The organism is Planctomycetota bacterium (assembly GCA_016235865.1).
Lineage (GTDB): Bacteria > Planctomycetota > MHYJ01 > JACQXL01 > JACQXL01 > JACRIK01.
This window is the reverse complement of the sequence record JACRIK010000027.1, coordinates 140,859-163,882: the sequence shown is the minus strand read 5'-3', so window position 1 is coordinate 163,882 and position 23,024 is coordinate 140,859. Positions and strand designations below refer to the sequence as shown.

17 protein-coding genes are annotated in these 23,024 nt (G+C 53.4%); 4 read left to right on the top strand and 13 right to left on the bottom strand.

Annotated features, from left to right (window positions below; translation table 11 throughout):
• Positions 1–89: 89 nt before the first annotated feature.
• From HZA49_08930 to HZA49_08905, 6 genes are all read right to left on the bottom strand, one after another.
• Positions 90–377: a hypothetical protein gene (locus HZA49_08930; protein MBI5779563.1), complete on the bottom strand. Its 288-nt coding sequence runs from the start codon at positions 375–377 to the stop codon at positions 90–92.
• A 34-nt stretch (positions 378–411) separates the two neighbouring features.
• Positions 412–1,782 carry a F0F1 ATP synthase subunit beta gene (locus HZA49_08925; GenBank protein MBI5779562.1) on the bottom strand — a complete coding sequence of 457 codons (1,371 nt, stop codon included), beginning with the start codon at positions 1,780–1,782 and terminating at the stop codon, positions 412–414.
• Between the two features lie 8 nt (positions 1,783–1,790).
• Complete coding sequence (locus tag HZA49_08920; GenBank protein ID MBI5779561.1) at positions 1,791–2,702, bottom strand: F0F1 ATP synthase subunit gamma; 912 nt, start codon at positions 2,700–2,702, stop codon at positions 1,791–1,793.
• 100 nt (positions 2,703–2,802) lie between these two features.
• A complete protein-coding gene (locus tag HZA49_08915; GenBank protein MBI5779560.1) occupies positions 2,803–4,251 on the bottom strand; it encodes a F0F1 ATP synthase subunit alpha in 1,449 nt (482 codons plus the stop codon).
• Between the two features lie 49 nt (positions 4,252–4,300).
• Positions 4,301–5,074: a F0F1 ATP synthase subunit delta gene (locus tag HZA49_08910; protein MBI5779559.1), complete on the bottom strand. Its 774-nt coding sequence runs from the start codon at positions 5,072–5,074 to the stop codon at positions 4,301–4,303.
• A 111-nt stretch (positions 5,075–5,185) separates the two neighbouring features.
• Entirely contained in the window at positions 5,186–5,410 is a 225-nt protein-coding gene (locus HZA49_08905; GenBank protein MBI5779558.1) for a hypothetical protein, read from the bottom strand.
• A 208-nt stretch (positions 5,411–5,618) separates the two neighbouring features.
• On the opposite strand from HZA49_08905, the gene HZA49_08900 reads away from it, so the two are divergent.
• The 3 genes from HZA49_08900 (at position 5,619) to HZA49_08890 (ending at position 10,006) form a co-directional block, all read left to right on the top strand.
• Entirely contained in the window at positions 5,619–6,605 is a 987-nt protein-coding gene (locus tag HZA49_08900) for an inorganic phosphate transporter (protein MBI5779557.1), read from the top strand.
• A gap of 213 nt (positions 6,606–6,818) precedes the next feature.
• Positions 6,819–8,177, top strand: coding sequence for a hypothetical protein (locus tag HZA49_08895; GenBank protein MBI5779556.1), 1,359 nt, complete (start codon positions 6,819–6,821; stop codon positions 8,175–8,177).
• A 299-nt stretch (positions 8,178–8,476) separates the two neighbouring features.
• The gene (locus tag HZA49_08890) at positions 8,477–10,006 is read left to right on the top strand and encodes a transglutaminase domain-containing protein (protein ID MBI5779555.1); all 1,530 of its coding nucleotides are present in this window, start codon (positions 8,477–8,479) and stop codon (positions 10,004–10,006) included.
• A gap of 385 nt (positions 10,007–10,391) precedes the next feature.
• Here HZA49_08890 and HZA49_08885 read toward each other — a convergent pair whose 3' ends face one another.
• The 7 genes from HZA49_08885 to HZA49_08855 form a co-directional block, all read right to left on the bottom strand.
• The gene (locus tag HZA49_08885) at positions 10,392–11,705 is read right to left on the bottom strand and encodes an MFS transporter (GenBank protein MBI5779554.1); all 1,314 of its coding nucleotides are present in this window, start codon (positions 11,703–11,705) and stop codon (positions 10,392–10,394) included.
• A gap of 174 nt (positions 11,706–11,879) precedes the next feature.
• Positions 11,880–12,821, bottom strand: a complete 942-nt coding sequence (locus HZA49_08880; GenBank protein ID MBI5779553.1) for a HEAT repeat domain-containing protein — start codon at positions 12,819–12,821, stop codon at positions 11,880–11,882.
• 87 nt (positions 12,822–12,908) lie between these two features.
• Positions 12,909–15,551: a protein kinase gene (locus tag HZA49_08875; GenBank protein ID MBI5779552.1), complete on the bottom strand. Its 2,643-nt coding sequence runs from the start codon at positions 15,549–15,551 to the stop codon at positions 12,909–12,911.
• 142 nt (positions 15,552–15,693) lie between these two features.
• Complete coding sequence (locus HZA49_08870; protein MBI5779551.1) at positions 15,694–15,918, bottom strand: hypothetical protein; 225 nt, start codon at positions 15,916–15,918, stop codon at positions 15,694–15,696.
• A 16-nt stretch (positions 15,919–15,934) separates the two neighbouring features.
• Positions 15,935–16,366: an ATP-binding protein gene (locus HZA49_08865; protein ID MBI5779550.1), complete on the bottom strand. Its 432-nt coding sequence runs from the start codon at positions 16,364–16,366 to the stop codon at positions 15,935–15,937.
• 329 nt (positions 16,367–16,695) lie between these two features.
• The gene (locus tag HZA49_08860) at positions 16,696–19,953 is read right to left on the bottom strand and encodes a PAS domain S-box protein (GenBank protein ID MBI5779549.1); all 3,258 of its coding nucleotides are present in this window, start codon (positions 19,951–19,953) and stop codon (positions 16,696–16,698) included.
• 161 nt (positions 19,954–20,114) lie between these two features.
• Positions 20,115–21,182: a hypothetical protein gene (locus tag HZA49_08855; protein ID MBI5779548.1), complete on the bottom strand. Its 1,068-nt coding sequence runs from the start codon at positions 21,180–21,182 to the stop codon at positions 20,115–20,117.
• Positions 21,183–21,440: 258 nt separating this feature from the next.
• Here HZA49_08855 and HZA49_08850 point away from each other — a divergent pair, with 258 nt between their 5' ends.
• Positions 21,441–23,024, top strand: coding sequence for a sulfite exporter TauE/SafE family protein (locus tag HZA49_08850; GenBank protein MBI5779547.1), 1,584 nt, complete (start codon positions 21,441–21,443; stop codon positions 23,022–23,024).

Sequence of the window (23,024 nt, the reverse complement as noted above, 5' to 3'; positions counted from 1 at the left end):
AAATCTTGCCACTAAGGCACAAAGACACGGAGAAGACCAATTCCTTCTTAACGCCTTAGCGGTTAAGTAGTATCTTACTACAATAAAACCTATTCTTTATTATCCGGCTTATCCGATTTCATCGACGCTTGCGATTTCTCCTCAATCTCATTTATGAACAGTAGAATCAATCTTTGCGCAGATACCATAAAGAGACCTAAAAGAACCAGCCAGATTGCCCCAAAAGCACCAACTACAGGTAAAACATAGTTTGATGCAAGTGTTATGGCAACACATATTAAAATAGCGGAGCCGGAAATTATAACAATCGTTGCAAGCGCTAAACAAAGTAAACTGAACTTGCTTATCCCAAATAATATCTTAAACAATTTAAGCATATTCCTTAGTGCCTTGGTGTCTTAGTGGCGCTAATTACTTCGCCGCTCCAATCATATAAAAACTGTCGACCGAGCGCTTGTCCAGTTCGCCGGAAATTATTTTCTCAATCCCCTCCAGGGTCTTTTCCAGCGTCACGTATTCGCCTTTCTTGCCGGTGTAGAGTTCGCCGCTGAAGAACGGCTGGGTCAGGAAATTCTGAATCTTGCGCGCCCGCTCGTAGGTCAGCCGGTCTTCCTTGGAGATTTCCTCGACCCCGATGACCGCCACGATACGTTTGAGTTCTTCGTACTTATTTAATATTTTCAGCACCTCCATGGCAATATTATAATGACGATTTCCCACGATATCCGGATCCAGCGAGAACGAGGACGAAATCAGCGGGTCAATGGCCGGATAGAAACCGGCCTGGACCTTTTCTCTGGAAAGGACGATAATGGAATTAAGGTAGCCGAAGGTGCAGACCACGGCCGGGTCGGACAGGTCGTCGGCCGGGATATAAACGGCTTCTACGGCCGTGATGGAACCCTCTTGTGTGGAACGGATTCGCTCCTGGAATGCGCTCATCTCTGCCAGCAAGGTTGGCTGGTATCCGGTCTCGGACGGCGTGCGCCCGAGCAGGGTGGAAAGTTCGCTACCGGCCTGGACGAACCTGAATACGTTATCCACGAAAAGCAGGACGTCCTTGCCCTCTTCCAGGAAATGCTCGGCAATGGTCACGCCGGTCTGGGCCACCTCAAAACGGGCGCCGGGCGATTCGTTCATCTGGCCGAATACCAGAATGACTTTCTCCAGCAGGCTTTGCTCCTTAAACTCGTAGTAGAGCTCGTTGCCTTCACGGATACGCTCACCCACGCCAGTAAATATCGGAATACCCTTGGTCTTGCCGACAATATTATGGATGATTTCCATCACCAGGATAGTCTTGCCCACGCCGGCGCCGCCCAGCAGGCCGATTTTACCACCCTTGACCAGCGGGAACAGCAGGTCAATCATCTTCATCCCGGTCTCCATAATCTCGTATTTCAGCGACTGGCGCTTGAGTTTGATGGACAAATGCGGCGGGACGTGTATCGGCTTGCGCTTCGGGGCCTTAATCTCGCCCCGGTTATCAATCGGCTCGCCCAGGACATTCATCAGCCGGCCGAAGACCTCTGGCCCGACCGGAGTCTCGATGGGCTTGCCGGTTGCTTCGACCGTCGTATTCCTCTGCAGGTCGTGGGTCTGGGCCAGGGCAATGCAACGGGCGATATTGCCGCCCGGATGCTCCACCACCTCCAGCGGCACCCGGCGATTGTCATAAGTGGCGGTAAACATCAGCTCATAGATGGCCGGAAGCGCCGCGTTTTCCGGGAACTTCACGTCCACCACCGGGCCCTGAACCGCAACAACTTTTCCTGTATTCATATATTAAATTATACCCTTGATTTCCGCAGGGTTGCCATCCGGCCGCCGAAAATATCCCTGATCGTCCGGTCCGTAATCTCGTGCTTGCTCCGGAAATACTGCTGCTGGATGCCTTTTTTCATCTCAATCAACTCCTGCATCGAGCCGTCCAGATGCATGCTCCGGGCCGCGAATTCGGACAGCTTGGCCTGCCAGAAGATATCATAAATCTTGTAGGCCAGATAGGTCTTGAGCAGATAATCCAAAACCTTCTGGGGCGACGGCTCGAACAAGAATTTTGTTCTGCTTCGGGGCGCATTAACCTTATTAACCCGTTCAGGCGCAAGCGATGACGCGTCGGTCTCATCCGTCTTAAATAAATATCCGCAGGGTATCAGGGTGTCAACGGCTATCTCCTGCCGGGCAAAGGAAATAAACCTGGGATAGCTGATTATCACCCGGCCGATTTTATACTTCCAGCAACTGGCGTAGATGTAATCCCGGACCTTCTCGGCCAGTCCGAAATTCATCTCGGTGCCGATGCCGGGCAGGAACTCGAATTTGTAGCCCTTTTCCTCAAGCTGCAGGTAGCCCTTTTCGCCCAATACCAGGAGATGCACCTCGTCCTTCTTCCTGATTTCTCTCAGGCCCGTTTCCACCACCTCGGTATTCAATCCGCCCACAAAGCCCATATCCGAGGTCACCGGGACCAGGATAATCTTGTCCAGCGGATTGGTCAGAAACGGGTGTTCCGCCCCAGGCGGAAATATCCTGAGCAAATCCTCCAAGGCCGCCACGTATTTCCCCAACACGGTCTGCGCCTTGCGCCGGTTAAAGAGCGCCTGGAATTCGAATATCGCGGTCTTCTTGAGGATGTCCATCAACTCATTCATCTCGCGGTTGAACACCAGATCTTTCTTCAGTTCAGATATCGTTTTCATAAGAATACTTAAACACGAATCACACGAATAATTCCGAGTAATACGAATAATATTTATCTTGTTATTGCGCTTTTCGTACCATTCGTCCCATTCGTGTTAACTATTTCCGTTTAAAGAACTCCATTATCGCCCTGTCCAGCTGTTCGGTTACGTCCGGCGCGAGTTTCCTGGTCTCCCTTATCTTTTGCACCACCTGGGGATAATTCTTGTCCAGGAATCCCATAATATTAGCCTTGAATAACAGCACGTCATCCACTAACATCAGGTCCAGGATTCTTATTTTGAACGCGTAGAACATCACCGCCTCTTCCTCGACCGACAGCGGCTGGTATTTATCCTGGGCGAAAAGAATGGTCAGTATCTGCCCGCGCTTCAGCTTGGTCTCCACCTCGGGCGAATAGCGGGTGCGCAGCCGGGTCAGCTTGAGCAGCTCGCGGTATTGGACGTATTCCAGCCGGAGCATCTTGGAAACCTCCTTGATGGCCGGATGCTGGGCCTTGCTGCCCACGCGCGAGACGCTCAGGCCCATATCAATGGCCGGCTTGAATCCCTCGTAGAACAGCGAAGTGGAAAGATAAATCTGGCCATCCGTGATGGAAATCAGGTTAGTCGGCACATAGCCGGTGAAATCGCCCTGGATGGTCTCGATGATGGGCATGAAGGTCATGGTGCCGTTGCCCAATTCCGGCTTGAGCTTGCCGGCCCGCTCCATCATCTGGGAATGGATGTAAAAAATATCGCCCGGGTAGGCCTCTCGTCCGGGGGCGCGCTCCAACAGCAACGCAATCTGGCGGTAGGCCCAGGCGTGCCGGGTCAGGTCGTCGAAGACGATAAAGACATTCTTGCCGGCCAGCATGAAATACTCGCCCAGCGCGCAGGCCGTGTAAGGCACCAGGTATTGGGCATTGGCCGAATCAGCTCCGGTGGCCGCCACCACCACGGTGTAATCCATCGCCCCATATTCCTGGAACAACTGCACCGTCTTCATCAGCGAGGCCTGGCTCCGGCCGATACAGCAATAAATGCACAGGACGTCCTTGCCCTTCTGGTTAATGATGGTATCCAGGCCCAGGGTGGATTTCCCGGTCATCCGGTCTCCGATGACCAGTTCCCTCTGGCCCCGGCCGATGGGAATGACCAGATCGATAATCTTGACGCCGGTCTCCAGCGGCGTATCCACCGGCATGCGGTCAATCACGCCGAGGGCCTCGCGGAAGACCGGATAATAATCATCCGCCTTGACCGGACCCCGGTTATCCATCGGCTCGGCCAAGGAATTGACCACCCGGCCCAGGTATCCGTAGCCCACCGGCACCCGGAACGGCTCAATCCGGCTGGTCACCTCTTCGCCGGATGAGACCGAGGTCTCGTCGCCCATGACCAGGGCCATGACCTCCTTCTCGTTAAAGCCCATCACAATGCCCTTGGCGCCCGAGGCGAAATGAATCATCTGGGAATTGATGCAGGAAGTCAGCCCCTCTATCCGGGCAATGCCCCGCCGGACATCCTTGACCGTCCCAACCTCTTTGATTTCTACTAATTCAGGCATAGAAATTACTGGTATTCGTCATTAGGATTTAGGCATTCGTCATTTACGGCTAACTCTTCGTTATCTCCGCCACTATTTCCTTAAGCCGGTTGCTTAGGGTGGCGTCTACGACCAGGTTGCCTATCTTGATGGAAACTCCGGCCAGGTATTTGCTGTTGGCCGGTTTCTCGACAATCTTCACGGCCTTGGAGGACGCCTCGGAAAACGCCTCGTTCAGGGCCTGCTTCTGATGCGCGGTCAGGGCCAGCCGGGACGACACCTCTATCTCGTGCGAGCCGGCTTGTCCCGGAAGGGCCAATGCCGAGGCCAGCATCTCCTTCTTCATTGACCTGATTCTCTTCACCGCCTCGTCGATAAAATACTGGTGCAATCCGGCCGCTATTTTATCGCTGTCCGTTGCGCCGGCCAACAATTTATTTATCACCTCTTGGGCGAATCCGGCAATCCGCTGGCTGCTCGCCAGGGTCAGTTCGTTCTTCAGGTCAGCCACCTCCTGCCGGGCGTCGGACAGGATGCCCTCCTTCTCCTTCTCGGCCGCCGCCACCACCTTCTGCTTCATCTGGCCGACCTCGTCCTCCATCTTCTCCTTCATCTTCTGTATATCGCCGGTTGCCTCGGACAGCCGTCTCTGGTATTGGGCCTCGGCCTCGTCCAGTTTCTTCTTCAACTCCAGCTCGCGCTGAAGATTATCCTGGTTGATGCGCTTCAGCCGCTCGATAGCCGTATTGGACTGGCCCGCCAGCACCATCCTCAACAGGGCCACCAGAATCCCGGCCACCACCACAAACCCGATGACTAAAATAATCGTGTCTCTTAATTCCATAAGGCGTCTAAAATCCCCCTTAAAAAAGGGGGTTGGGGGGTTGTTCTAAATAACCCCCTTTATCCCCCTTTAACAAGGGGGAATTAAATTTTCTCAAGCTCTCTAACGGGATTATCCTCCCCCCTTAGGCGCAAATACATTAAAAATCACCAGCATGGCTATCAGGGCAATAGCCACGGCAAAGACAAAAGCCAGAATCATGGCCATCTGGATTTTAGGCGCGGCCGACGGATTGCGTCCCAGGGCCTGGATGCTGGCGTAACCAACCAGAGCGATGACGAAAGAAGGGCCCAGACTCACGGCGAGAAGAATCAGGATTATGGCAATCGTATCCATTACTATGTAATATACACCATTTACGCCAAAACTCAAGAAAAAAGCATAATTAAAGTCCGCCTAAGAAATATCTATAATGAAACCCCGCCGGAGGCGGGACCGGCGCAACCGCGGCTCTCCGTACCAGCCAATAAAAACCTCTAATTTCTTTACAATCGCCCCGGATTAATTATCATCCTGCCGGCAGGCAATAAAGCCAAAAAGCCATATGACCATAATAATTATCATCATCGCCGTGGCCCTGATCTTCGACTTCGTCAACGGGCTGCACGACGCGGCCAACTCCATCGCCACGGTAGTCTCGACCCGGGTACTCTCGCCCCGGGCCGCCGTAGCCTGGGCCGCCTTCTTCAACTTCATCGCCTTCCTGTTTTTCGGCCTGCACGTGGCCAACACCATCGGCAAAGGCGTAGTCCATCCCGAAGCCATCACCACCGCCGTCATCGCGGCCGGGCTGCTGGGCGCCATTACCTGGGACCTGTTCACCTGGTATGCCGGCCTGCCGGTCAGCTCATCGCACGCCCTGGTGGGCGGCCTGGTCGGCGCGGCCGTGGCCCATGCCGGCGTTGGCGCGGTTATCGGATCGGGCATCCTCAAAATCTGCATCTTCATCATCCTGTCCCCGCTGCTCGGGCTGATTACCGGTTACATCCTGATGAACCTGGTCCAGCTAATCTTTTACAATTTCACCCCGGCCCGGGTGGACAAATACTTCCGGCGCTTTCAGCTCATCTCGGCCGCCGCCTACAGCCTGGGGCACGGCGGCAACGACGCCCAGAAAACCATGGGCATTATCGCCATATTGCTTTTTACCTCCGGCAAACTCGGGCCGGAATTCTACGTTCCGTTTTGGGTGGTCCTGGCCTGCCACACGGCCATGGGCCTGGGCACCATGATGGGCGGCTGGCGCATCGTCAAGACCATGGGCCAGAAAATCACCCATCTCCAGCCGGTGGGCGGTTTCTGCGCCGAGACCGGCGGCGCCATCATGCTGTTCGTCTCCACCTTCATGGGGATTCCGGTCTCGACCACCCACACCATCACCGGCTCGATTATCGGCGTGGGCGCCACCCGGCGCCTGTCCGCGGTCCGCTGGGGCGTGGCCAAAAAGGTCGTCTGGGCCTGGATACTGACTATTCCGGCCGCGGCCGCGGTCTCGGCCCTGACCCTCCTGATTCTGAAAACCCTGATCTAATCCGTCCGCCCGGCCAATCTCTTACCCGCACTTGGCGACACCGGAACTTTATCTGCGAGTTAGCCCTCGCCTCAGGCGGGTTACGTCCATCCGCGCAGCCGCAGCGAATCCCGATAACTTCGGGCGCCCCAAAATACCAGATTCCTCTTGACAAACCCCGGGCCAGCTGCTATATTACCGGTAATTCTGTACCGTTAAGAAAAGGATTGTCTTATGAAGCTAAATAAACTGGCCATCAGCGCCGGCGCGATTCTGTCGCTGGCCCTGTTAATCTCACTGATTTACATCGGCTGCGGCGGTAAATCCTCTTCCTCCGGCTCCAGCGCCAACACCACGGCCAAGCTCACCATCAAAGGCACCCTGACCGGCGGCACCCACGCCCGGCTCAAGCACCTCAACTGGCTTGACCGCTTCCTGGCCGACCTGTTCACGCCCCGGCTCTACGCCCTGACCGCGGCTGACGTGGCCAAGGTCATCGGTTTCAACCAGAGAGGCAACTACTTCGTTACCACGGTTGACAGCAACGACAACTTCGCCATCCAGGTGGACAAGGGATATCCCACGGCCCTGATATTCATCGACGCCTCAGACAATTACCTGGGCTATCTTACTCTCAGCAACGGCATCGACTCGCTCCCGCTGGCCAAACTGGCCGACACCGTCACCATGACCGAACTGGCCACCATTGACCTGAATATACTTTCATCCACCGGCGTCATCGTCGAACCCTCGCACAACCCCATCGGCTCTGAACTGCCCTTAAGTTCCGAAGAGCAAACGGCCATTGCCCAGGGCGACGACTTCTTCGCGGCCGTCATAAAAAACACCGACGTGGACAACAACGGCACCATTGACCTGCTGCAGAACAAATTCTACCGTCCGTTTATTATGTATTTCGTCACCGGCGGCGATTTCGTCGGACTGACTCCATCGGTAGTCACCCCGGCCAACATCACCGGGTTCAGGTTCAACGCCCACATCTACGAACAGGGCGTATCCATTTTTCCTCCTACCGTCACCTTTACCGGTCCGGGCGGCTCCGGCCTGACGGGAGAGACCAACGACGCCGCGCCCCAGACCCAGACCAACCAGGCCTTATACGGCTCGCCTTACGTCTCAGCGCCGGTTATCCCGCCGGCCGGCGCCTACACCGTCACCTATAACGCCGTGCCGCTGGTCTTCAACATACCGGCTCAATCGGCCGCATTCTCCAATATCGTCCTGGCCGTTCCGACCGTTACCCTAAACGGCAGCAACGCTATTGAGAAACTTGATTGGGTTTACAAACTGGGCAATGGCGATGCCACGGCCATTGACCCGCGGACCCTGATTGAATACATCGAAATCCAGGTAAACGGCACCGGCACCCAGTATGACCCGACCTATTCCCAGGGCGCCAGCCGGCTTTATAACTCCGCCAACTTCCCGCCGACCACATTAACCCACACCCTGCCATTGACCTCGTCATCCGGCGCGGCCTGGTCCATACCCTGGGCTAATGTCAACCGTATCAGCATGGTCTATAACGACATCTTCGGCAACCACTATGTGGTCGACTGGGATAAACCATAGGGCCGTCAGGCTCGGCGCCAGCTGTTTACATTGAGCGTAGCGAACACCGCAGTGACCACGAGCCCCTACTGGGGCGTAGTGAATGTGCGTCCCATATCCCGTTTACCCTGCGTAACCGCAGCCCCCCGATGAACATCGGGGGATAAACTCCGTCCCGATTCAACATCGGGGATCCTGCCGAAGGACACCCTGGCGCTTTTTCCTTGACAACTCCCGCGTCATAAATAAGATTAGATTAAACATTATAAAACTGCAGCCATGTTTTGCCCGCATTGAAGATTAAAGAAAGGACTTAGAATATGAACTCTACTGAGACCGTGTCAGCGAAAACTAGAACTCTGCTCATCGTATTGTTAATCGCCAGCACCATGTTCGGCATCGGTTATGCCCAGGAAAAAAACCCGGTCGCGCTCCAGGAAGCCTGGTATGATTGCCACATGTCCGACCAGAAAATCGGCTTTGCCCATTTTAAGATAGAAAAGGCCGAATATCTGTCAAAGGAATGTTATAAATTCAGCGATGAAATGACGCTGAAAGTGCAGACGGATGAAAGCCACGTCATGGAGATTAAAAACAGGTCGGTTTCCCTGGTCGATATGAATTTCTACCCGATTCGCATCACCAAAACCGAAATTAACGCCGGGCAGGCCAAAAACTCCGACATCAGCGTATCCGGCGATGAAATCACCTTCAAGATAACGCTGAACGATGAAAAACCGGAAATAACTACGATTAAGAAAGAGCCCGACTTGTTCCCCGGCATTGACGGCTTCATATTAAAAGCGAAAGACCTCCTGAAGGTCGGCGCCGAGACATCATTAAGAAGCCTTTCCCCGGAAACCAAAAGCATCCGGACCGAAACCGTCAAGATACTGAAAGAGGAGAAAATCAAGGTTGGCCAGGAAGAGATTGACACCTACTATACCGAATCGACCAATTCTGAAATGCCCGGAGAAATAATGCAGGTTAACGTTGACAAGGACGGCTGCGTGGTCCTGATGAAGATGGCCGGCATTGAAATCAGGCGGACCAATAAAACCAAGGCCAAAAAGATGACCAAGACCGCGACGATTTCGTCTTATATCAATACCAACGCCAATATTGCCGCATTCTATGCCATCGGGCAGATGAAACTTACCATAACATTCAGGGAAAGATTCGACGATGTCATCCCAGCCAACGAATACCAGGATGTCGTCCAAGACAAGGAAAAATACAGCATCACCCTGAAGGCCATCCCTGACGGCATAAAAAATCCGGTCCAACCGCCGGCCGGCGATGAGGCGTTCAAAAAATACCTCAATTCATCCGTAAAAATCCAAAGCAAAGATGCGGCTATCGTTGCCCAGGCCAAAGCAATAGTCAAGGATGAAAGAGACGCCCTGAAAACAACGAACTTACTCTGCGAATGGGTATTCCAGAACCTAAAGAAAGAGCGGGGCGCGGTGGCGGAGAAATCAGCCGCTGAAACCCTGCGCGACAAAGCCGGCGATTGCACCGAGCACGCCATATTGTTATGCGCCCTGGGCCGGGCCTCGGGCCTGCCGATCCGCCAGATAAGCGGATTGGTCTTTGACGGCTCGCGTTTTGGATACCATGCCTGGACTGAGGTCTATCTGGGCCGGTGGATACCGGTCGATGCCACTCTCAACAGAGTCGGCATTCCGGCCGGCTATATCAAGCTCGGGGAAGCCGAAGAAGGCGAAAAAGAAAACAATACCACCGGCTTAAAAATATCTAAAATGATGGGCAATGTCACCATTGAAATCACCTCGGCCAGGGATAAGGACAACAAGTCCATTGACCTGTCCGGCAAGAAAAAGGAATAGGAAACAGGACGCGGAGCAAACCCCGCTAAGCCGAGTCCCATATCCTGCATCCCATTTGCATCTCTTAGAGTCAGTTGGAACAAAGTGACTTACTGACTCTTAGATCCTGCTTTAGCGGGATATCTCGCATCTTATATCTACAGGATATATCCCACGAGGTTATCCATATTGTAACTGTAATACTGCCCGCGATTTCCAGCCTGTATTTTACTATTCTGTTTCCTGTGTTTTGTAAGGACACGATTCCTGATTCCACTGTATCTTACCCGATGATGGATTGGACACGCAGATAGACGCGGATGAGCATAGCAGTGACCGCGAAGCGACAGCGCCAGCGAATAATCTGGGCTGCTAGCCCCGGATTTCCGTTATTTACCGGCACGTTTCATTCCCTGGGCGTCGCCAGCCGGGCGGCGGTTGGGACGCCGGCTGAGACCGCCGGCAGGATACCCAGTCGGACGTAAATCGGATGAATGTGTTTTCTTATGGCGTGGAGCTGGAAGGCGAAAAGAACCGCGCCCAGAATGCAGATCCAGCCCCCGATAGCCAGTATGGCCGGAGCGCCGATGACGCTGGCCACGCTGCCGGCCAACAGGATGCCCAGCGGCATGATACCCATAAAGGCCAGGGTGAACAGGCTCATGACCCGGCCGCGTTTGTCGTCATCTACGATGGTCTGGACAATGGTGCTGCTGGCCGCCATCTGCATCATCATGCCCAGGCCGGAGAAATACATCAGCCCGGCCGAAAGCCAGAAATAATGCGACAAGGAGAACAGCACCAGCCCGGAGCCGAAAACCGCGGTGGAAATCGGAATGATTTTAAGCAGCCCGGCCACGGTCTTCCGGGAAGCCAGGTAAAGCGCGCCGGTCAGCGCGCCGATGCCGGACGCGGCCATCAGGAATCCGTAGGTGTTCGGGCCGCCATGGAGCACCTTCTTGACAATCTCCGGCATCAGCACCGCATAGGGCATGCCCACTAAACTAAGCAGGGCCAGCAGGAGAATTACGGTCCTGATAGGCGGGAACCCGAAGGTGTATTTGAGGCCGGACTTAAAATCCTCGATATGGCCGGCATGCGGTTTTGCCTCCCGGTGCGGGATTTTCATCAGCAGCAGGGTAACGATGATGCACAGAAAACTCAGGCCGTTAACCAGGAAGCAAACGCCTTCGCCGGTGACGGCGATGATGATTCCCGCGATAGCCGGACCAATCATCCGGGCGCTGTTGAACATGGATGAGTTCAGGGCGATGACATTGCCCAAATCATTTTTATTTTCCACCAAATCAACGATGAACGATTGCCGGGTGGGCATATCAAAGGCGTTGATACAGCCCAGGAAAACACCCAGGGCGATGATATGCCAGATTTGGATGGCGCCGGTGAAGAACAAGGCCGCCAGCATAAAGGCCTGGAGCATGGCCAGGATTTGGGTGACCAGCAGGACCCGATGGCAGTTCCAGCGGTCCAGCATGACGCCGGCAATCGGGGTCAGGATAAAAGACGGAACCAGGCTGGCAAACCCGACAAAACTCAGCAGGAAAACCGAGCCGGTCAGCCGGTAAACCAGCCAGGACATGGCAATATGCTGCATCCAGGTGCCGATGAGCGAAACCCCCTGACCGATGAAATAAAGCCGGTAATTCCGGTGCCCCAAAGAGCGGAAGGTGTGCCGGAAATTAGCCGGTAAACTGAACATAGCCATATAAAAGTTAAGGCACTACACTACCATTTTCCCATTTTCCGGGCAAGGTTTATCGGTTCGGATGGCTAATTAGGTGTGGGCGTTCCCGGAATTATTAAGGCAATCTGGTGACACGTACGAATTTACGCTAACACTTAGAACGCTGCGCGGTCTCTGCTGAGTTTATTGCTATTCGTAGTCCTTGTTGTTCTTGTTTTTCTCCCACCATTCTTTCCATTTCTTGACCACGGCGTCTTTTTTCTTGTCGTCGGACCGGGAGAAACTACCGGCCTGGAAGCCGGTGATTTGCTCTAATGCCCTGGTAACATACTTGACGAAGGGTTCGTCTGTGGCCGCCTCGATGTCCGGGCTGTCCAGCAGCGTAACGAGCTGCTTGACCGAACGGGCGTCTTTGAGCTTGCCGAGCGCCTGGACCGCCGCGGCCTTAACATAATAATCCAGCGAGGTCTTGGCTGTGTCGGTTATCATCGGGCGAATCACCGGCAATGCCTGGTAGGCCCTGAGGACCCCGAGGGTCTTGACGGCTTCATAGCGCAGGTCCACGTCGGTCGAGGTGACGGCCTTCATCAGGTGCGGGATAACCGCCAGGTCGGCGCACTTGCGCAATGCCCTGGCCGCGGCTGAGGCGATGCTGGCCGTGTGCTCTTCCTTGTCGTTCAGGAGTTTGACCAGGGTCTCGACCGAGCCGCTGTCCCTGATTTCGCCCAGTATCTCGCAGATCAGGTAGCGGACGTCCGATTTGGCTTTGGCCAGTTCCTTAATCAGAAGCGCCGCGGCCGGACGGCCGATTTCCTTGAGCTCGTCCCGCGCCCCGTTCATCACCAGCAGGTCGTTAGAAGAAAGTTTGGCGATCAGGTCGGTGATTTCCTTTTCGGTGATGCCGTTGGGCGGGAGCGGTTTTTCCTCGGACGTTTCCACCTTGGGCGGCGCCGGCGGGGTTGGCGCCACAGGCTCCGGAGTCGGGGTAACCGGAGCTGGCGGAGTTGGAGTTACCGGAGCCGGCGGCGCGGGCGGGGTCGGGGCCGGATTGGGCGCCGGCTGGGCCATGACCATACCAACCGAGACCACGAATAATAAAGCTGCGGACCAGATAATCACGTTCTTTTTCATAATTCAAATACCTTTCTTAACAACGGGATTTAGCTGATTAAACTGATAATTCTAATCTGATAAATCCGTTAAATCCTGTTGTCCAGCTTATTTTACTGTTTTGGCGCATCTTAACCCGAGGTAATTGACCCGGGTATGCCAGAGCGAGTCGTCGGTTTTGTAAACCTGCACCGGCGACGACGCCCAGTTGCCGCCCCGGACGATGAATCCAATCTTGCCGGCGTCGGCCGTCCATTCTCCGGCGTTGCCGGTCATGTCATAGCATCCGAACGGGCTGGCGTCCGGCACGAAGAACCCGATGGCGGTCAGGCCGCTGGGTCCTAATCCCTTGACATTGGCCTTGATTTCGCTCTTCTCTTTCCAGCCGCCCGGATAGATTCTGCCGTCCAGGCCGCGGGCGGCTTTTTCCCATTCGATTGAAGTCAGCAGACGCTTGCCGGACCAGGAGGCATAGGCATAGGCGTCATACCAGTCTATGCCCACTACCGGCAGGTCGCCCTCAGATTTGCCGTAGTTGCCGTCTTTCCAGAATTCCGGCTGGTGCTTGCGTATCTCGGGTGTTTTCTTCTTCTTCGGCTCCTCGTCCCGGTGGCATTTGTCATGGTTGCCGGACTTGACCGCGTCGTAGAATTCCTTGTATTCCTTGTTGGTGACCTCGTATATATCCACGAAGAAGGACTGGACCATGACCTCTTTTTCGGTCTTGCCTTTTTCGCCCATCATAAAGGCGCCCTCTTCCACAAAGGCCATATTGGCCGGAATGGCTTTTCTTACCTCGGCCAGTTTGTCGGCAATGCCCTGATCCGAGGGCCTGACCTCACGGGCCAGCTTTAACATCTTTTCGGCCGAGGTGTATTTCTTCTGCCTGAGCAGCTCCTCGCCTTCGTTAATCAGTTTAGTAAAGTCCCGGTTCTTCAGCCGCTCTTCGCATTTCTGGATGTATTCCCGGGGCGGGGTCGGTTCTTTCTGGTACAGGTCCTTAACTTTGGGAAAAAGTTCCATCAGTTTCTTGTATTCGGTTACGGCCTCGTCATACTTCTCGCTGTCCTCGTATTGATGGGCCTTTTCCAGCAGGGCGTCGTAGTCTTCTATCTTCCTGACGTTGGCCCGGACGGATTCTATCTCCTCGGTGACCGAGACGGTGGAGTTGATGGCCTGGGCGTCCGAGAATGATTGCAGGGCTGATTTCCAGTCCTTCTTGGCCTTGGCCTCATTGCCCATGGACATATATTTCTGGTAATTCTCCTCGCGCTTCTTGCGGTCTTCCTCTTTAAGGACCTCGTCCTTTTTCTGCTGCCAGAGCAGGTCGAGCTGCTTGACCTTTTCATTGGCGCTGTCGATGGCCTTGGCCTTGGCCAGGAGCTGGCCGGCCTCGTCCAGGCTCGGGATGGTGCCGTAATTGATATACTGCTCTATCATCGAGCAGAGCTGGTTGAGTTTCTGGGCCGGGTCTTCGGTCGGGGTAATCGGCTGGCTGATAATCGGCATCGAGGTATCGGTGCCGCTGGCCGGCTGTTCGCTATCGCGGTCTCTGCGGAGTTCCACCGTGTTGTTGGCCGGCGGCTGGATAATAGTGGGCATATCGGGCTTGTTTTCCTTGGCCGGCCGGGTGGCGAAGTATATGCCGGCCACGGCCGCAACCGCCGCAACCACCACACCGCCGATAATCAGGCCGGTTTTGCTGCCCTTGGCGCCCTGGGGCCGGGCCAGCATGGTGGCGCCGATATTGGCCATGGTCTGGGTGGCGTACAGGGGCTTGGTGGCCCGACGCAACGCTTCTAAATCCTCCAGCATCTCACCGGGATTGCCGTAGCGGTGATTCGGGTCCTTCTGGATGCATTTCATGATGACGGTTTCCAAATCCTCGGACATATCGGGATTAATCTGTCTGGGCGGAATAGCCGTGTCATAGATATGATGGCGCACCAGGCTGACCGCGCTGTCGCTGGTGAAGGGAATCCGGCCGGTGGCCAGTTCATACATCACGATGCCGAGCGAATAGATGTCGGAGCGGATATCGGCCGGGTTGCCCAGTCCCTGTTCGGGCGAGATATACTTGGGCGTGCCGATGATGGTGCCGACCATGGTCGCGTCCTTGCCGGCCGATGACGAGGCCACCTTGGCCAGTCCGAAGTCCATGACCTTGACCTTGGCTTCGTTGATATTGACGTCCACAAAGGCAATGCTGTCGCTGGTCTCGGGCTTGCGGCTGGAGGCGATAAGCGAGCTGGAAAATGATATCATTACATTGGACGGTTTGATATCGCGGTGGACCACCTGTTCCGGACTTTCCCAGGCGGCCTTCAAGGCCTTGGCCACAGCCATGGCGATGTAGATGATGTCGTCAGTGGAGAATTTCCGGCCCCGGTCCAGGAATTTCTGGAGCGGCAGACCCTGGACGAATTCCATGGCGAAGTAGTAGGCGCCTTCGTGCACCCCGGCGCCGTAGACCTGGATGATGTTTTCGTCGATGAGCTGGGCGATACACTTGGCCTCGCGCATGAACCGGCGGACGAATTCCTCGTCCGAGGACAATTCCTTCTTGAGGATCTTGACGGCCACCGGCCGTTCCAGGGAGACCTGGCGTCCGCGGTAGACCTCGCCCCAGGCGCCCTTGCCCAGGAGCTGGTCCTTGAATATCTCGAAATCGCCTATCTTCTCGGTCTGGCTGGCGGCAGTCTGCGGCACTTGCGGTTCGCTGGACGCGGTCCCTTTGGGTTCGTCGGTCATAAAATATCTTCCCTCTTATCCGTTAACCAATCAAATTGACATAGAACTGTCAATAAAAAATTCAGGAATATATTTGCGTGAATGGCGTTTGGGGAAATAAGAATGCATCTATTGATAAGCGCCGGGCCGGAACCGGGACGCCTTATTGCTCCGTTTTACCGATGCATTTAGGGCAGGCGGTGTATCTTTCCTGGTGCGCCTGGTCCAGAGTATCGACGATAAAGCCGACCGCATTGTCGGAACGGATGAACTCGTTAACCCCGCAGCCGTTTTGGCTTACGTCTTCACACTTCAGGTCGTGGACCTCTTTTTTGTCCCGATTGCCCAGGAATCGTTTGCCTTCCCGGCTTGCAGTCAGATATGCCATATTGCCATTCCTATCCTTAGATATATTTAACAAAACTCACCCGATTGCCCGGAGGGGTGAAGATAACTTCATCAGCACACTTTCGGATCAGGGCCAGGCCCAGCCCGCCCGGAGAACCGAACTTCATTGTCTTTTCTATAAGTTTAGGCGCCTGGAATTCAGCAATCGGGGTATCCAGATGCTTGCGATAATCAAAACCGTCGCCCTGGTCCGCCACCATAAAAGTTATTTTATTTAAATTGCAGAAGCACTCCACTTCTATGAATTTATCGGCCGAGAATTTATTGCCGTGAATCACGGCATTGTCTATGGCCTCGCCGACCGCCAGCATAAACCTGGTCCGGGTTTCCTCGTCCATCCCGACCGAGTTGAGTATCCGGCTGAACATCTGGAATACGGCCCGGGTCATCTCAGCCGAGGTGGAGAATTTCAACTCTAATCTGTTCATAGGCCTGATACCAGAAAAAGGGGAGATTTGGCCCCACTCTGATGCATATCTCTTGGCAGCAAACCCCAGGAGCCGCATCCCCTCTTCTATTTTATCTTAAAGGGGGAGATAGACATGACCCCTCGCTGATGCATACACTTAAGTAGAAAACTCTGGAGAAGCCAGCTTCTCTCCCCCTTTTGTTTTACCCGTCTGAGGGAGTTCATCATTGGTCTGCCTATAATATAGCTGATATCAGCGAAACGTCAAGGTAGGAAATTTAGGGTAGAAATGGGTATGCAGCATACCCACTTTGGCCTGGCCGGGGGCGTTAAAGGCTGATTATCCGGTTACAGGGTCTGGAGGTAGGTTTTGAGGTTTACCTCTTTATTCTGGATTTTCAGCTTGCGCCGGATATTCTTGCGCATGGTTTCGACCGTCTCCAAGGAGAGGCGCAGTTCCCGGGCAATGGCCTTATTCTTGAGCCCGTCCCGTATCATGTCGCAGATTTCTATTTCGCGGGTTGACAGGGCCCGCTGGCCGGAGGATATCTTTTTGCCGAACGAGGACGCGATATTCTTGATATGCCTTTCGATAATTCCGAGTTGGTCTTTGAGACCTTCTTCGGATTTGCTTTTCATCCTCTTTATCTTGGGTATGACCAGTTTTTCCAGGTTGGTATGCATCTTGTCGGTAATGTCCTTTTTCTCCCTGGTAATCTGCTCCAGAAGTTCCTTTAAGGCGGCGTTTTTCTGCTCCAGGGACACGGCCTGGGCCCGGATTTGCTCCCGTGATTGGACCTGCTCGGTGATATCGGTTATTATGCCCAAAACAGCCCTTTCCCCTTTAATATCAATTAACTTAGTGGTATGTATGCCGACTATTTCTTTTCCATCCTTGGTCCGGAGTTTATATTCATAGGGCGGTATCTCCTTGCCCTTTAAATGCTTCTTAAGATTATCTTTAATCAACTTCCTTGAATCCGGCGCGATTATATCCATGAAATCGAATTTCTCGGAGTAAAACTCTTTTCTTGAATAGCCCATTATCTCCTCGCATTTTTTGTTGACATAAATAACGCGCCCTCGACTATTAATGAAAATCATGTTGGGCGACTGGTCGGCCAGCCCCCTGAACTTCTCCTCGCTCTCCCGCAGCGCCTCCTCGGCTTTCTTGCTTTCGGTGATGTCGCGCGCAAAACTGACCGTCCCTATCACCTGCTTATTCCGGTACAGGGGCGCAGCATTAATTTGAAGTACCAATATCCGGTCATGGCGGTCGATGACCCGCGCCTCGTAGGTCTGGGATTCTCCCTTAAGCGTTCTGCCAACGTGCATTTTTACTCTGTCCAAATCATCAGGGTGAACCCCCAGGCTGAAATGCTTTTTATCCAGTTCCGCCATCAGATAGCCGCCGATTTCCAGCGCCCGCTTATTAACGAAAATCAGGCGCCCTTCAACATCAAGCGCCCATATTAAGTCATTGGAATTCTCTACCATCGTCCGATACTTTTCCTCGGATTCCACCAGCATCTCCTGCATCTTCCTGCGCTCGGTGATATTAATGTCTGCACCGCGATAACCCAACAAGTTCCCCATACTATCTAAAATCGGCATTCCATTTGTTTCCAGTATAATGATGCGCCCATCTTTATGCTCATTTGGGTTGACAAATTCTTTAAAAGGCATTTTTTTATCAAAGCCTTCAAAGGCGGCCTTCTTAAGTTTTTCCCGCATATCCGGGATAAAGAGGTCGTAAAAATGCTTTTTCCCGACGATTTCCTCCGGCGTATAGCCGAGAATTTTTTCTACGACCGGGCTGGCATAGGTATATAAACCTTTATTATCGACCTCCCAAATCCACTCTTCGGAGCTTTCGGCTATCTGCCTAAAACGATTTTCACTCTCCTTCAGCATCTCTTCGGCCCGTTTGCGCTCGGTAATGTCCATCACGGTCCCCATCACAGCCGGCCGGCCCTGATATTCCGTAAGCATACTGTAAACCTCGATATCAATAGTCGAACCGTCTTTTCTTACTGCCCTGTAGATCGCATTGGCTTTCCCCTCTTTGCCTTCCAATCTTTCCTGAACCCGTTGCCTTGCGAGCCGGAAATCATCAGGATGAATTATGTCTTGCAGGCCGAGTCGATCGGCGGCTTCTCCGGATTCATACCCAAGGGCCCTGACGCAACTGGGATTGATGTAAACCATCTTCATGTCCTGGATAATATAGATACCCACAATTGCTTTTTCGGCAAGCATCCTGAATTTTTCCTCGCTCTTCTTTAGGGCCTCTTCGGCCTGCTTGCGCTCAGTAATATCATGGACCGCACCGATGTAGCGTATTACCTGTCCTTTTTCGTCAAAAAATGGACTGATACGTTCATGAACCGTCCGGACAGCGCCATCAGCCCTTATGACGCGATGTATAAAATCTCCCGCCTTTCTCTGTTCCATGGCTTCCTTGACGGCTTTTTTAACCAGTTCGTTATCGTCTGGATGGTTGCGGCTTAAGAAATCATCGATATTGCCCTTGAAATCCCGGCGTGAAATACCCAAGATGTGTAAAATCTCATCCGACCAATACAGCCGTTTATTCACCACGTCATATTCATAACTTCCGATGTGCGCGATGTGCTGCGCCTCGACCAGGTTACGCTCACTCCGTTGGAGGGCCTCTTCGGCCTTTTGGCGTTCATTGAAAAGCCGGGCATTGCGAATAGCGAAGCCCACCTGCGTGGCCACGGCCTTAATCAGGGCGGTTTTATCTTCCCCCAAAACATCCGGCGGTTTGGTCAGGACATTCATCACGGCGACGATTTTATCCTCGGCATAAACCGGCACGCCGATGAAGCTGTTAAATCCTGCGGTCTTGATTATAGACCGGGCAATCCTCGGGTCAAGCGAGGAGTTTTCCGCGATATAAATTGGTTGACCGGTCTGGGCGATGCGGCCGCTTAAACCCTCGCCGGGTTTAATAACCTGGTCTCGATAGGACTGAATAAACGCCTCGGACAAGCCATGTGCAGCGCCCCATTTCAGGCAACCCGTCTCCTGATCCTTGAGGAATATCATGCCGACCGATGCACCCGTAACTTCAAGAGCACCTGTCAGGATGTAGTTCAATACCTCGCTGATATTCAGAGTGGAGTTAACCGTGATTCCGATCTTCGCCACGGCCTCCATTTGATTCCGGGACAAGAGTAACGATTCTTCAGCCCGCTTATGCTCGCTTATATCCGTAAGGATGTGAATAACCTTTTCCAGGTTGCCCTTACCATCCAGGACCGGCGTAGCTGAAATGTGCGACGTCTTACCGTTCAATTCCACCTCTGTCTCCATCAAACGGAACTTATTATCTTTCAGCATATTATATAACAAACAAATTTCCGACGGCTTGTTGGCCCGATGGATGACTTCATAGCATTTCTTGCCTTTGAGTTCGCTTAAAGACAGACCGATTTCCTCTTCAAATGCTTTATTGACCCAGATGAAATCATATTCCGGAGAGACGATATAAATCTGGTATTTTAATGTGTTGAGCATGATTGCTTTCCAGTTCTCGTAATCAACTAATTTATCGCCGGGACTCTCAAGATGCTCAATCATGTGGTATATGCCCGTCTGCACAAAAGGTCAATGGTTTTGCTAGCACCTCACGGTATTCTATAAACGAAAATCCCGTAGGGACACCCCTGATGCGCCTGTTATGATACAAAATTATCCCTGGAATTTCAAGGATAATCTGGAAAATCGCTCGGTTTTGCCGCCTACATTATATTAAACGCCCGGATGCACTCAAAACTCTTGTTCTTCAGGTACCAAGCCAGGTCAGCCAGTTTTGTGTTACCCTTTATCACCCGACTGAAGATGTCCTCCCAGGTGATATGGACGAATTGCTTTTTGTATTTAGGCATCAGAAACGAGCGGACGTTCTTGGTCACCGGCAGGCTGGCGGGCCGGCCCCGTTTGATATTCATGACATGCCCGCTGCGCAGGTTGACCGCGCACCACTCGGCCGGGCCTTCAATCTTGGCCATTGAGGCGGCAAAGACGATGTTCCGGAACAACTGCTCGTAAAACGGCTCGGGCGGCTTGGTCACCTCGAATATCGGATCCGATTCCAGATAGACGTTATTGAGGTAATATCTTTTAATGAGCTCGGATACCTTTCGGGGTTTTTCACCCGGCCCGGACCTGGCGTTATCCGCCATCGGGTTTGCGCCGCCGAACTTGGCCTCGATGCACACCACCAGTTTTTTGGGGATAACCAGCATGATATCCGGCCGGGTCGGGAAACGCCTGATGTCGCGCTCCAGTTGCTGCCTGGCCCGGTCCAGCGGCTGGTAAGGCACATAGGTGTTGCCGGCCAGGTCGACCTTCCGGCCCCAGAGATATAAATCCGGTTTTTCCGGATAGTGTTTCCCGGTCAGCAAGGTCAGCAGGTCTGATAAGGCCCGCTTGTCCCCGGAGATTCCGGCGCAGACGTTCCAGCTCAGGGCGTCTGTGCTGTTCTCGTAGCAGGCCAGCCAGGGCTCGGGCTGGGCGCCGCTCTTTACCACCCGGTTGATATAATAATCAGGATTGACCCAGATATTTCTCCTCAGGGCCGCGTTGATTTCCGACCTGGACGGCCCGTTAAAATACTCAAAGGTGTTGGAATGGATGCGCAGCCCGTGCGCCCGGCAGACCGGCAGGTAGGTCATCTTACCCTGGATTTTCTGGTAGGCCACCGGCACCAAAGCGGAATCGCAATTCTTTATCGGGCATTTATGGCTCTTTAATCTCGAACCCTGGAAATCGTTCCGGCCGAATCGGACCGTGCAATTTGATTTCATAATCCATTCCCTTCCTTTCCCGATAAATTACCATTTCGCTCAGTAAAAGCAACTATTTTATCTCTACGCATAATTGAAGACTTAATCCTGTTAACAATATTATCATTTTATTCGCGGTCACTGCGGTGTTCGCTATCGCGGTCACTGCGGTGTTCCGCCGGCTGAATCAAGGATTATCAAGGCGCAATTATTCAGATTTTGGTTGACTTCCAGGTCCTTGCAGTTTTTACTGGGTCTCAAACATTCTATATTATATATATGAAACGCTCTTTACTGCCGCTCATCCTGCTGTTTGCCATAATCGCATCGCCCATCTATGCCCACGACCTGACGGACCGCCAGGTGGAATCCATCAACACCTCCATGGAACTGGGCATCTGGCCGGACTTGATTTATCTGGATTACTGGATTGCCGTGGGCGATCTGGAAGCTCCTGATTTCCGGCCCTTGATTGATACGGACAAGAACGGCGAGATTTCAGACGAGGAAAACGAACTGTTCCTGGATAAACTCCAGAAGGATATCAGCTCCGGCGGATTAAGGATAGTCATCGACGACCGGGCCGACCTGTCTTTCGCTTTATACAGCTCCCGGATGCTGGTGACCAATACCAAAAATGCGCCGGTGCCGATCAAGATAAATTTCGAGTTCCTGCTCGACCTGGAACGCCTGGGGCTGTCCGATACGCTCCGGTTCCAGGCCGGGCAGAAACATACGTTGGATTTCTGGATGACCAATACCCTGCCCAAGCCGGTCCTGATCAAGGCGTTCTTTGCCCAGGGCGAAGGAATAAATATCCCTTATACGCCCGAACAGCGCAGCCGGTCGCTCATGTTCAAATCCGGATTCTGGTTAAAGCCGCGGGAATATAATTACATGCGGTTAAATTACGAAAATACCGGAACCGGCCCGGCCAGGTTTGACCGGCCGGCAACTATCGTCGGCTCGAATACCGGCAAAGAGAAAATGCTGGATTCGCTCAACAGCGAATCATTGTCATTCTGGATAATCCTGGCCGGCCTGGGATTTGCCTTTATCTACGGCGCGGTTCACGCCTTGGCGCCCGGGCACGGCAAGACCTTGGTCGGCGCATACCTGATCGGCAGCCGCGGAACAATTTCCCAGGCCATCCTGCTGGGATTGATTGTAACCACCACACATTTGTCCACCGTCATTATCGCCGGCGTCCTAGCCTTGACCGCCTCGTACTATGTCAACCAGACCGCCCTGGCGGTTTATCTGGGCATGGTCTCCGGACTGATAATGATTATTATGGGCGTCTGGATTTTCTCCAGACGACTGCGAAGCGACAGCGGAGTCCCGACCCAATCGGGGACCAATCCTCTTGGCAACCATGGACATACTCATCACCTCGGTGAAGCGCACAACCATTCGGATGACGAGGGTCACGCGCATAGCCACAGCCATCATCCGGGCGACGAGGGTCACGCGCATGGCCACTCTCATTCCGTTGCCACATCATCCCTGGAAACGGTCTCGCTCAAACAGATACTCGCCTTAGGCATCAGCGGCGGGCTGGTGCCCTGCCCGACCGCCATCGTCATCCTGCTCATGGCCATTACCATCAAGAAAACGCTCTGGGGCTTATTCCTGATACTGGCCTTCTCGCTCGGCCTGGCATCGGTTCTTATTACTATCGGAATCCTGATGGTCACCGGGGTTTCGTTCCTGAGTTCATCCAAACATATTGACCTTACCCGGGTCATCCGAATCCTTTCCGTCTTAAGCCCGGTCCTGATTACCCTTATCGGCATTGCCATTATCATCAGCAACCTGATTAACAGCGGGGTGATTATATTAAACCCGGCCGCGCTGCCATAG